Here is a 12,057-nt window from a genome sequence, read left to right as displayed (position 1 = left end):
TCATTCCGCTGATCGCAAAACAGATAAAGGAAACAGCATGTCAGAACAATGGAAAATGGTGTGCCGGGTTGAAGATATTCCTGTGCTTGGTGCGCGTGTTGTCGAGCGCCAGATTAAACCGGATGTGGCGATTTTCAGAAACAGTGAAAACAAGATTTTTGCCTTGCTGGATCGCTGCCCGCATAAAGGCGGCCCTTTGTCGCAGGGGATTGTTTTCGGGGAGCGGGTCGCCTGTCCTTTGCATAACTGGAATATCGAATTGCCGACCGGCTGTGCGGTATCGCCGGATGAAGGTTGCACCCAGCGCTTTCGTCTGAAAGTCGAAAATGAGCAGGTATTTCTGGATGCCGAAGAGTTGCGTACGGCAGCGCCGGAATAAAGAAATACAGATACTCCCCCCTATTTTTTAATATTTGTGCTTAATGTCCTTATAAATAAAGGGCGTTAAAAAATACTCCGGGGGAGTATATTTATAGAGTGCAGGCAGCAAGGGGCAAGCATGACGGAAATAAAATCGACCTGTTGCTATTGTGGCGTCGGCTGCGGCGTGCTGATTGCGACCGATGGCGCGCAGATCACCGGTGTTCGCGGCGACCCCGAACATCCGGCGAATGCAGGAAAATTATGCAGCAAGGGCAGCACTTTGCACTTGTCAGCACAGCCTGTGATTCAGCAGCAAGTGCGGGCGCTGTATCCTGAAATCCGTACACAAAAAAATCTACCGCGCGTGCGCAGCGACTGGGACAGCACGCTGAATCTGATGGCAGAAAAATTCGCCGCGACGATACGCGAGCATGGGCCTGACAGCGTCGGCTTTTATATCTCGGGACAACTGCTGACGGAAGATTATTACGTCTTCAATAAACTCGCCAAAGGCTTGATCGGTACGAATAATATCGACAGCAATTCACGCCTGTGTATGTCGAGCGCCGTTGCAGGGTACAAGCAAACGCTGGGGGCCGACGCGCCGCCGTGCAGTTACGAAGATATCGATCACGCCGAAGTGATTTTTATCGCCGGTTCTAACACGGCTTTTGCGCATCCGGTTTTGTACCGCCGCATCGAGGAAGCACGTAAAAATAATCCGCAGCTTAAAGTTATCGTTGCTGATCCGCGCCGCACCGATACCGCGCGTGACGCCGATCTGCATCTGGCGATTTTGCCGGGTACCGATGTGGCGCTGTTCAACGGCATGCTGCATCTGTGTCTGTGGGAAGAATTGACCGATACCGCGTTTATCGCAGCGCATACCGAAGGCTTTGCCGAGCTGCGGCAAACCGTGCGCGATTACACTCCGGCGATGGTGGCGCAAACCTGCGGCATCAAGGAAGCCGATTTGCTGCAGGCCGCACGCTGGTTTGGCGGCTCGGCAGCATCCTTGTCTTTGTATTGTCAGGGCTTGAATCAGTCCTCATCCGGCACTGCAAAAAATGCCGCGCTGATCAATCTGCATCTGGCAACGCGTCAGATAGGCAAACCCGGTGCCGGGCCGTTTTCGCTGACCGGACAACCGAATGCGATGGGCGGGCGTGAAGTCGGTGGCATGGCGAATCTGATGTCAGCGCATCGTGATCTGAGCAATGCCGCTGACCGTGCCGAGGTCGCGCAATATTGGGGTGTGGATGAGGTGCCGGCAGCGCCGGGGAAAACGGCCGTTGAATTATTTGAAGCCGTGCGCGCAGGGCAGATCCGCCTGCTCTGGATCGTTTGTACCAATCCCGCGCAATCCATGCCCGAGCAAAATCTGATTCGTGAAGCGCTGCAAAAAGCCGACATGGTGATCGTGCAGGAAGCCTATACAACGACGGCGACGGTGCCTTATGCCGATGTGTTGTTACCGGCGACTACCTGGGGCGAAAAATCCGGCACGGTGACGAATTCTGAACGACGTATTTCGCGTGTGAATGCTGCGCTGGCGGCACCGGCAGAAACGAAACACGACTGGCAGATTGCGACTTTGTTTGCGCAAAAACTGGCGCTGTTGCTGGATAAAAGCAAACCGGATTTTGCTTATGAAACGCCGGAACAAATCTGGAATGAACACCGCGACAGCACGCGTGGCCGCGACCTCGATATCACGGGCTTATCGTATGCCTTGTTAGAAGAACAGGGGCCGCAGCAGTGGCCATATCCGCAAGGTGCCAGCGCCGGTAAAGCAAGACTGTATGAAGATCATATTTTCGCGACGCCGAATGGCCGTGCGCGTTTTGTGAATACGACGTATCAGGTGACGGCGGATAAAGTCGACCCGCGCCATCCGTTTGCGTTGATGACAGGGCGTTTGCGCGATCAGTGGCATGGCATGAGTCGCACTGGCACTGTGCCGCAACTGTTTGCCCATGCCGCTGAACCCGTGATCAATATGCATCCGCAGGATATGCAGCGGCGCTTTTTGAAAAACGGCGATCTGGTGCATGTCAGCAATCGTCGTGGTACGCAGATTTTTGCCGTCAGCGAGAGCGATGATCTGCGCGCCGGGCAAACCTTTATTGGCATGCATTGGGGTGAAGAGTTTATTTCTGGTCGCGGGCACGGGCAACATGTGGCGTATGGCGTGAATGCCCTGATGTCGCCAGCGACAGATCCTGTGTCGCGCCAGCCGGAACTCAAACATGCCGCAGTGAAAATTATCAGAGCCGAATTGCCCTGGCGCTTTGTGGTGTTTGGCTGGATGGAGCAGGCGCAGGTCTTTGCCTTGCAACAGGCATTACACCCGTATCTGCGGCAATTTGCGTATGCGAGTTGCGTGCCTTTCGGTCGTGACAAAAGCGGCTTGCTGTTTCGTGCGGCCGATGATGTCGCACCCACTGCTGAACTGGTACAGGAAATCGAAAAATTATTCGGCATCGCTGGTGCTGCCGTGCTGCGTTACGACGATCAGCGGCGCGGCACCGGGCGACATATCGCGATTCGTGACGGACAGTTGCAGGCAGTTGCGCTGACGGGCGATGTCTCTGCCGAAAGCTGGCTGAAACCTTATCTGATGGAGCAGGAACCGGTGGCAAAACTGGGGCGTTTGCTGCTGATGCCAGGTGCGAATACACCGCAAGGTTTTCAGGCAAAAGGTAAAGTGATCTGCACTTGTCTCAATGTCGCGGAAAGCCAGATTGAAGATGCTCTGAACGATGAACTGATGCAGATTGCCACGACGCCTGCTGATGTATTGGCTGGCCTGCAAAGCCGCCTGCGCTGCGGCACCAGTTGCGGCTCATGTGTACCGGAAATCCGCCGCATGATTGCATTGAAAAAAGCGGAAGAGCTTAGCGTGTAAAAAACACCGCGTGACGACGGAGTGCGTCATGCGATGTTTTTAAAACTAATGAACAGATGAATGGTGTGCTGTTGTTAACGAAAACGACGTGTCGTTTCGCGTACGATGAGTTCCACCGGCGGTAGTTCGACATCGACAGGTTTGCCGCCGATCAGACCGAGCAGGGCGGTGGTGGCGATCAGACCCATATCGTACAAAGGTTGGCGTATCGTTGTCAGCGGCGGCGTGGTGTAGAGCGAGCCGGGTAAATCATCGAAACCGATTAAGGAAATGTCTTCCGGTACGCGTATGCCTTTGCGGTACAGGCTCAGGCGCACACCGTAAGCGATCAGATCATTACCGGCGAAAATTGCGCTGAATTGTTGTTGCGTATCAAACAGGCGATTGACGGCCATCAGACCGCTGGCTTCATGGAAATCGCCTTCGACCACGAGGCCGGGTTCAAATGGAATATCGGCACTTTCCAGCGCTTGTTTGTAGCCGGTAAGACGTTCATTCGCATCGGTATTATTCGAGGGGCCGGTCACAAAGGCGATGCGACGATGACCCAGTTCAATCAGATGGCGTACTGCCTGATAGGCGCCGTTTTGGTTGTCCAGTTTGAAACCAATAGCGGTCGAGCTTTTCAGGGAACGCCCGGTCGCTACGATGGGGCGTTGGGTGGCAAATTGCAATACGGCTTTATCTTCGATACGGCCGGATAACAGGATCAGGCCATCGACTTTGCGCGCCAGCAGCAATTTGATGCGTGCCGCTTCTTCACTCGCGTTCCAGTGCCCGCTGACGATCACAGAGGCATAGCCTGTGCTGTTCAGACCGTCATCAACCCCGCGCAGAATTTCAGAGAAAAACGGGCTGGAAATATCCTGCACCACAATGCCGACGGTCATGGAGCGGCCGCTTTTCAGGCTTTGTGCTAAAGGGTTGGGTTCAAAGCCCATTTTTTTGATCGCATCTTCGACCGCTTTACGTTTTACGGCAGAAACCGTTGCGGTGCCATTTAAAATGCGTGATACCGTACTTGGCGAGACGCCAGCTTCGCGCGCAACGTCGAGCAGGGTAACGGGATTGCTGCTAGTTTCATTCTCAGGCACTACTGATTTCTCCATACTAAAAATACGATAACTGAAACTGCAAGCTGAAAAAACAAGTGAAACGACAAGCTTAATGATGATCGCAAGCCGGTTAAAACGGTACCGGCTGGTCTGACTTCACGCCAGAAACAGCCTTGATCAGCCACATTATCATCTGAAATGCGCCGCAGATAGTGAAGTTTTCTGCGGGTACTGTCAATGTGGTTTCAGGCGACTTTGCTATGCGGCGTTGCCATCGCATTCTTGTTGCACAAATGCTCAACCAGCATGCGATGGTCTGGCAGGTTGCCCAATGCCCGTTCCGCCATTTGGGCGATGGTATGAAATTCCCTGCGTGCTTCTTCAAAGCGCGGATGCGACACGGGGTTGGCGTACATCTGCGTCTGAAATTCCATGCCGTACAAGACATATTGCCAGCTCGAAGGCGGATACATTTCAAGATCGGTGACGAAGTCCATTCTGCCTGGTGGGCGGCATTTCCACATCGCCAGTTTTTCCTGCAGGCTTTCCGGTATCGATGCTGCGGCAGCGTTGTCACGCCAGAAAGCGTGATCCTGACGTTGGGTCAGACAATAATGTATCTTGATAAAATCGATGACGCGTTCGTAACGCGCTTTCATATGCGCGTTAAACGTCTTTGCGACTGGCGCAAGATCGCCGTTAAACGGAAACAGATAGCCGATCAGGTAAGCGGCGGTTTCTATCAGTCCGACACCGGACGATTCCAGTGGCTCCAGAAAGCCACCGGACAAACCAACCGCAACGCAATTTTTTATCCATTGTGTTTCGCGATAACCGACATTCAGCTTTAACAGGCGCGGCTCCAGATTGTCGGATGCCGCCCCTAAATAATTGCGCAGGATGTGTTCTGCCCGCTCTTCGCTGGTGTGGCGGCTGGAAAAAACATAACCGGTGCCACGTCTTTGTTGCAGGCCGATATCCCAGGTCCAACCCGCTTCATGCGCAGTGGAAATGGTGTAAGACGGAATAGGTGTGGTTTCCGTTGCATACGGAATCTGCATCGCAAGCGCGCGGTCAACAAACAGCACGTCGCTGAGTGAGCGAAACGGGGAACCCAGCGCATCACCGATCAGGCTGGCGCTGAAACCGGTGCAGTCAATATACAGATCCGCGCTCAGGCGCTGGTCATCGGTAGTGACAATGGCGGCGATGGTGCCATCAGCATCGAGTTCGGTATTTTTTACGGTGGCCAGCACATGCCTGACGCCAAGCGAGCGGGCGTGTTCACCGAGCAAACGGGCAAAACTGCCAGCGTCAAAATGATAGGCGTAATTCATGGGGCCGAGGAAATCTTCATCGCTGAAACGCTTCGGTGCGCGGAACGCATCGGCAACCCGTTTTTGCATACTGACCGCCTGCGCAAATGGAATGTTGCTGCCGGCAGCGCCTTGCAACCAGTAGCTTAATAATTCAGGCCCGCCGGGGCGCTGACTCGGACTATTAAATGGATGAAAATAATGATCGTGTCCGGGAGTTCCGTGCGGGCGTACCCAGTCTACGAATTTGACACCTTGCTTGAACGTCGCATTGCATTCGCGCACAAAACGCGCTTCATCGATACCTATGGCGGCAAGGGTGCCGCGTATCGAGGGAAAACTGCCTTCGCCGACACCAATGATGCCGATTTCCCTGGATTCGATCAGTGTGATCTGTATGCCGTTCTGTGCCTGACTACCCAGCGTGCGTGCGAGAAATGCTGCAGTGAGCCAGCCTGCTGTGCCACCGCCGACGATGAGGACATTTTTGATTGGTTTCATCCTTGTCTCCTGTAAATTTATTCACGCACTGCTGCGCATTATTGTTGTAATAACGTCATACTGAATTGATTTTACGGTATTTTTGAAAACGTTACCATTTTTGATTTGACACCGATTTAAAACGATAGGTATTATGAAAACGATTTCAAATTAATTCAGCTTAACTAGAAATCACGGCCGGATAAATTACATCGATCGACGAGTTCATCGCGACAAACATTAATATCAGGAGACATATGAAAAACCGCATCCATCAAGCCCCGATGCCCGTGGGCAGTCCTATCCAATTGGCGATCCTTACCCTGATAGCGAGCATAGGCTCGGCACAGGCGCAAGAACAAACGCCAAGCGCTGCAGAGAAAAAGGCAGCCAGCGACAGTACGGCAATTTCTGAAGTGATCGTGACAGGCACCAAGCGCGCCACATCCTTGCAGCGCACGCCAGTGGCAATTACCGCCATCGGTGCGGCAGCGCTGGATGATGCGCACGTACAGACGATTCAGGACGTGGTCAATCTGGTGCCTGGCTTTCAGGCAACCTCGCAGGGTGACCATGGTGTGATTACGATGACTTTGCGTGGCGTCGGTAACGACAGCGCAAAGACAGAGTATGCAGATCCTGAAGTCGCATCCTTCGTCAACGGCGTGTATTCACCACGTCCGGAAGGCGCAACTTCTTTATTGTTTGATCTGGAAGGTATTGAAGTGTTGCGCGGCCCACAAGGTACGTTGTGGGGACGGAATGCGACAGTTGGTGCGGTTAATATGCAAACAGCAAAACCGGTTATCGGGCAGTCTTCCGGGACTTTTGAAGGCGGTCTGGGTAGCTACAAACGCACAGGTGTGCGTGGCGCGTTCAACGTGCCGGTCAGCGACACCATGGCGTTGCGCTTTGCTTTCGTGAATGAAAAGCATGATGGCTATGTCGATTATCAAGGTGTGCCAAATATTCCGCTGGCAAGCCAGCAGGCCGCGTTTCTGGCGGGCGGCGGCAAATTAGCCGATTTCAAACCTATCGATCCTAATCTGTTTGTACAGGATGGCGCCAAATATGGTGCACAGGATCAGAGTGCAGCGCGGATCAGCGTATTGTGGAAACCGATGCCAGCGCTGAAAATCGATGCGTCCTATGAGAAGTTTATGGATCGCGGCACACCATCCATGAATCTGTTGCAAACACCACGCGCAGGTTACTCATTGTGGTCGGCGTTGATTGACACTGCACCGGCGCTGAAACGTGATACCGACGCGGTGCGCGGCCGTATCGAATATGCGCTGAATGATTCTATGAATGTGGTCTATGTCGGTGGCTATTCGAAATTCAGTGGCTCGTCGAAATTCGATCAGGATGGCGGCGCGAAAGTTCCGACCAGCTTCACCACCAACGGCGTGTATCAGGCGAATAACACGGTGTCGTCCAACTACACCAATTACAGCCATGAACTGAATCTGCAATCGGTCGGCAAACGCGATATCGATTGGCAGCTTGGCTTGTACTATGGTTCAGAAACGAACGACATGCGCTTCGACATTCCTATCATGAATGGTACGCAACAGGGGACGGTCAGCTGGCAAGGTTCTTTCATCCAACCAAAAGAAACCGTGGAATCTTCTGCGGCATTTGGTCAGGCAACGTGGAATGTTTCCGATGCGCTGCATCTGACCGGCGGATTGCGTTACACCTCTGATAAGCGTGCGAACATTGGCGGCCGTGGTTATGGCTGGACTGGTAATGCTGCGCTGACACAGGCAGCGATCACACCGAATGTTGATCCACGTGATCCTAATAGTAACTTCGCTGTCAGCTCTCTGAACGACGGTAATTACAGCAGCAACAAAGTCACTGGTTTGTTACGTGCAGCTTACGATGTCAATCAGGATCACATGATTTATGGCAGCGTTTCGACTGGCTATAAATCTGGTGGCCTGCAAGACGGCGGCAAACCTTACGGCCCTGAGACGCTGACCAGCTATGAATTCGGTAGTAAGAGTTCGTTCCTGGGTGGCAGCGTGAAATGGAATAACGCGCTCTACTATCAGGACTTCAAAGACTTCCAGTTCAGCGCACCGATCACGAATCCGGATGGTTCGCATGGCCTGGCAACCAGCAATGCAGAAGGGGCGAAGATTTACGGTTTCGAATCTGAATTGGCTGCAAAGCTGACGAAAGAAGATAAGCTGCAGATTTCGCTGGCAATCACCAAGGCAAAACTGGGTAATCTGATCGGTGGTTCTAACGACTACTCTTTGCCAGTGTGTAAAGTGCCAGGCATCAGCAACTGTCTGGACGTCAGCAACAATACCATGCCGCATGCACCAACGTTTTCAGCGCAGGTCATGTATCAGCACACATTTAATCTGAGCCATGGCACTCTGACACCACGCATCAGCCTGCATTATGAAACCAGCAGTTGGCTCAGCGTGTTCAATCTTGGTGAGGGCGACAAGCAAAATGCTTACACTCGCACCGATCTGGGATTGCGCTACGCCGCTTCTGGCAAAACTGCGTGGTATGTCGATGCGTTTGTTCGCAATGCTGGCGACGGCAACGTCAAGACCAGTGCATTGAATGGCTTTGGCCCATGGATGGCGCAGTATTTGCCACCACGTACTTACGGTATCAATGTCGGGCTTGATTTCTGATTGATTTCTGATCAGTGAAAATCTGGGAAAACCTCGCAAGTACTGGCGAGGTTTTCTTTTTTTTATTTATGTAAAAATAGCGTTCTTTTACGTATTGAACGGCGTTTTTTCTGACGGGAACTGGTTCCCGCCCGCAATACCCCATCGCTAGGATCACAAATGAAACCCGGCCAGACTTCAAAGTAAGCTCGCCATAGCAAAGATAATTTCGCAGATGACTTCGCAGATAACATCACCAACCCCATCGTTTTTCCCAGCCTCATCCTTAGCAGAAAAATCAACCCGTATCGCATTTTTTATCGCAGGCTTCGGCACTTCTGCCTGGGCACCGATGGTGCCCTTCGTGAAGGAGCGTCTGGCGATTCATGAAGGATATCTGGGTCTGTTATTGCTGTGTCTGGGCGCAGGTTCTATTCTGACGATGCCAGTCGCGGGTGCACTGACATCACGCATAGGCTGTCGCAAGGTGCTGCTATTCGCGACACTGGTGATGTGTGCTGCCTTGCCTTTGCTGACGCAGATGTCATCCGCCATCGGCTTGGGATTGATCTTGTTTATTTTCGGCGCCGGTGTCGGTGCCCTCGATTGTGCGGTGAATATTCAGGCGACGATACTGGAACGTGGCATCAGTCGCCCACTGATGTCCGGCTTTCACGGTTTATTCAGTCTTGGCGGCCTGATTGGGGCGGGCAGTGTCAGTGCTTTGTTGAGTCTGGGCTGGTCTTTGTTCAACGTGACCGTGGCCGTTGTGGCAGTGATGGCGGTGTTGTTGAGCATCAGCGTCAGACATTGCTTGCCGTATGGCGGAAGGAAGAACGGTGCTGCCTTTGGATTGCCGAAAGGCGTCGTGTTTTATATCGGTGTTGTCTGCTTTATTTTATTTCTAACTGAAGGTGCAGTGCTGGACTGGAGCGCCGTATTTCTGGCAGATGTCCGCGAGATGTCGCCAGCGCATGCCGGACTTGGGTACGCAGCGTTCGCGGCGACGATGACGGTAGGGCGCCTGACCGGTGATCGTCTGGTTCAATTTCTGGGTGCCCGAATTACGGTGGTTGCTGGTGCTTTACTCGCAGCGGCAGGCCTGATCTGCGCCACAGTGTTGCCATCGTGGGAGTTTGCTTTGCTGGGTTATGCCTTGCTGGGAATAGGTTGTGCGAATATCGTTCCGGTGATGTTTTCTCTTGCAGGCAAACAGAGCGTCATGCCTGAGAGCGTTGCTGTACCGGCTGTATCGAGTATGGGCTATGCTGGCATATTAATGGGGCCAGCCTTCATCGGTTTCGTCGCACAAGGGATCAGCCTGTCGATTGCTTTGCTGGCATTGTCTGTTTTGCTCATCGGTGTTGCTGCTGGCATTCGCATGTTGCGTATGTTGCCGTAACGGCTTTATAACGGCAGAGAAAAAAAGGCAGTGCATCTGAATTCAGTGCAGTAAAGATGTTCAGCGTAAAAAAAAGCATCAGATACCAATTTTCCGGGGCGGTATCTGATGCTAAAAGTCAGCATCGTTGCAGTGAGTAATTTGCTGCGACTGGAGTGCTCGCTCAGGTAAGCTTACTCAGTTTTCTGCAACTGTTGACTCACAAAATTCCGATACCAGTGGGCGCTGGCTTTTAGGGTGCGTTGCTGTGTCGCGTAATCGACATAGACCAGCCCGAAGCGTTTCGCGTAACCGGAATTCCACTCGAAATTATCCAGCAGACTCCAATAAAAATAGCCTTTGACGTTGACGCCTTGTTCTATTGCCGCATGGATTGCATCCAGATGCGCATGAACATAGGCAATGCGAGGCTGATCATCGATCTCGCCATCGATGAGTTTGTCCGCGACTGCCATACCATTTTCAGTGATATAGATCGGTGGCAAATTCGTATAATCATTCTTATGGCGCAGCAGTATGTCCGTTAACCCCAACGGGTAAATCTCCCAGCCCATATCCGTGACACCCATCGCCGCTTGTGGTTTCTTTGGTGGTGAATCGGTGCTGATAAATTCCCGTGTGTAGTAATTTACTCCCAGAAAATCGATAGGCTGGTGAATGATATTCATATCCTCTGCTTCGGTATGAAATTGCGACATGTCCATGCGATCCAGTGCTTTTTGTGGATAGCGACCTTTAAATATTGGATCCATGAACCATTGCACTGAGCGTGCGTATTCCCATTCCGCCTCTGCCACATCACGTGCAGAATCGGTCGCCGGCATGGCTGGCCATTGATTCAGCACGATGCCTAGTTTTGCAGAGCTAGCCACGCGACGCATGGCTTTTATCGCCAAACCATGTGACAGTAATAAGTGGTGGGACACCTGTATAGAGAGGGCTTTATCCGCAACGCCCGGCGCAAATTGCGCATTGCCAAAACCCAGATTTGCGGTACACCACGGTTCATTATGCGTGGCAATCGAAGCGACTCTGTTACCAAAACGATGGGCGATTTCTGCTGCATAGTCGGCAAAATGAGCGGTCGTATCGCGATTCAGCCAGCCACCCTGATCTTGCAACGCTTGTGGTAAATCCCAGTGATACAAAGTCAGATGGGGCGTGATGTTTTTTTCGGCCAGCTTATCTAATAAATTGGAATAGAACTCAAAGCCCTTTTCATTCCATGCGCCATAACCCAAGGGCTGCACACGAGACCATGAGACCGAGAATCGATAGGCTTTCACCCCGAGTGAGGCGATGATGTCCACATCTTCGGGATAGCGATGGTAGTGATCACAGGCGATGTCGCCATTGCTGCCGTCAATAATTTTTCCGGGAGTATGCGAAAACGTGTCCCAGATCGATGGGCCGCGGCCATCTTCTGCTGCTGCGCCTTCAATCTGGTAAGCACTGGTCGCCACGCCCCATTCAAAGTCATGGGGAAAGTGATTCATTGGATGGGCGTTTGTCATATAAGTGTGTAGATAAATCGGTTATTTGAAAACGTTTTCTTTTACTTGTCTGCATGGGTGAAACGTAGAACCTACATGCGTTTTTCATCGTAAAACCGGAAAAATGTATCGATATGCGGTGTATTTGCCGCCGGGTGATTGTAATTGAAAACGATTTCAAGTCAAATAAATTTTTCGCAAAACGATATTGATCGTGATGCGCGCTCTGGTGACAGGTCTCGGAACGAAGAAAGTAAGGTATTTGAGCTGAAACAGGGATCTGTACGATCCATTGTCGAAAAGATGTCCAATTTAGCATCTGCTCAGAAACGGGCTTCAAACATGCGGATATGCAAGATTTGCGGTCAGAATATCGATGAAATGGCCGTGATGCGGGA

At 52.1% G+C, this 12,057-nt stretch carries 7 protein-coding genes; 4 read left to right on the top strand and 3 right to left on the bottom strand.

Features of this window, described 5'->3' with window-relative positions:
• The first annotated feature begins 37 nt into the window (after positions 1–37).
• Positions 38–379: a nitrite reductase small subunit NirD gene (gene nirD, locus Undi14_RS06165; RefSeq protein ID WP_186883036.1), complete on the top strand. Its 342-nt coding sequence runs from the start codon at positions 38–40 to the stop codon at positions 377–379.
• A 120-nt stretch (positions 380–499) separates the two neighbouring features.
• Positions 500–3,271 carry a nitrate reductase gene (locus Undi14_RS06160; RefSeq protein ID WP_200178697.1) on the top strand — a complete coding sequence of 924 codons (2,772 nt, stop codon included), beginning with the start codon at positions 500–502 and terminating at the stop codon, positions 3,269–3,271.
• 74 nt (positions 3,272–3,345) lie between these two features.
• On the opposite strand, the gene Undi14_RS06155 is transcribed toward Undi14_RS06160, so the two are convergent.
• Both Undi14_RS06155 and Undi14_RS06150 read right to left on the bottom strand, forming a co-directional pair.
• The gene (locus Undi14_RS06155; RefSeq protein ID WP_200178696.1) at positions 3,346–4,380 is read right to left on the bottom strand and encodes a LacI family DNA-binding transcriptional regulator; all 1,035 of its coding nucleotides are present in this window, start codon (positions 4,378–4,380) and stop codon (positions 3,346–3,348) included.
• Positions 4,381–4,571: 191 nt separating this feature from the next.
• The gene (locus Undi14_RS06150; protein WP_200178695.1) at positions 4,572–6,143 is read right to left on the bottom strand and encodes a tryptophan halogenase family protein; all 1,572 of its coding nucleotides are present in this window, start codon (positions 6,141–6,143) and stop codon (positions 4,572–4,574) included.
• 236 nt (positions 6,144–6,379) lie between these two features.
• Between Undi14_RS06150 and Undi14_RS06145 the strand changes: the two genes are divergently transcribed.
• Both Undi14_RS06145 and Undi14_RS06140 read left to right on the top strand, forming a co-directional pair.
• Positions 6,380–8,785, top strand: a complete 2,406-nt coding sequence (locus tag Undi14_RS06145; protein ID WP_234030441.1) for a TonB-dependent receptor — start codon at positions 6,380–6,382, stop codon at positions 8,783–8,785.
• A 214-nt stretch (positions 8,786–8,999) separates the two neighbouring features.
• A complete protein-coding gene (locus Undi14_RS06140) occupies positions 9,000–10,166 on the top strand; it encodes an MFS transporter (RefSeq protein ID WP_200178694.1) in 1,167 nt (388 codons plus the stop codon).
• 173 nt (positions 10,167–10,339) lie between these two features.
• On the opposite strand, the gene Undi14_RS06135 is transcribed toward Undi14_RS06140, so the two are convergent.
• Positions 10,340–11,662 carry a GH1 family beta-glucosidase gene (locus Undi14_RS06135; protein WP_200178693.1) on the bottom strand — a complete coding sequence of 441 codons (1,323 nt, stop codon included), beginning with the start codon at positions 11,660–11,662 and terminating at the stop codon, positions 10,340–10,342.
• Positions 11,663–12,057: the final 395 nt, after the last annotated feature.

The sequence above is a fragment of the Undibacterium sp. 14-3-2 genome, from assembly GCF_016595265.1.
In the GTDB taxonomy this organism is placed as follows: domain Bacteria; phylum Pseudomonadota; class Gammaproteobacteria; order Burkholderiales; family Burkholderiaceae_D; genus Undibacterium; species Undibacterium aquatile.
The sequence above is the reverse complement of the archived record's forward strand: the minus strand, read 5'-3'. Positions and strand labels throughout refer to the sequence as shown.

Bases quoted from the DNA above. Each gene is read 5' to 3' on its own strand.
- Undi14_RS06145 (WP_234030441.1), top strand. From the start codon at position 6,380: ATGAAAAACCGCATCCATCAAGCCCCGATGCCCGTGGGCAGTCCTATC.
- Undi14_RS06155 (WP_200178696.1), bottom strand. From the start codon at position 4,380: ATGGAGAAATCAGTAGTGCCTGAGAATGAAACTAGCAGCAATCCCGTT.
- Undi14_RS06160 (WP_200178697.1), top strand. From the start codon at position 500: ATGACGGAAATAAAATCGACCTGTTGCTATTGTGGCGTCGGCTGCGGC.
- Undi14_RS06150 (WP_200178695.1), bottom strand. From the start codon at position 6,143: ATGAAACCAATCAAAAATGTCCTCATCGTCGGCGGTGGCACAGCAGGC.
- nirD (WP_186883036.1), top strand. From the start codon at position 38: ATGTCAGAACAATGGAAAATGGTGTGCCGGGTTGAAGATATTCCTGTG.
- Undi14_RS06135 (WP_200178693.1), bottom strand. From the start codon at position 11,662: ATGAATCACTTTCCCCATGACTTTGAATGGGGCGTGGCGACCAGTGCT.
- Undi14_RS06140 (WP_200178694.1), top strand. From the start codon at position 9,000: ATGACTTCGCAGATAACATCACCAACCCCATCGTTTTTCCCAGCCTCA.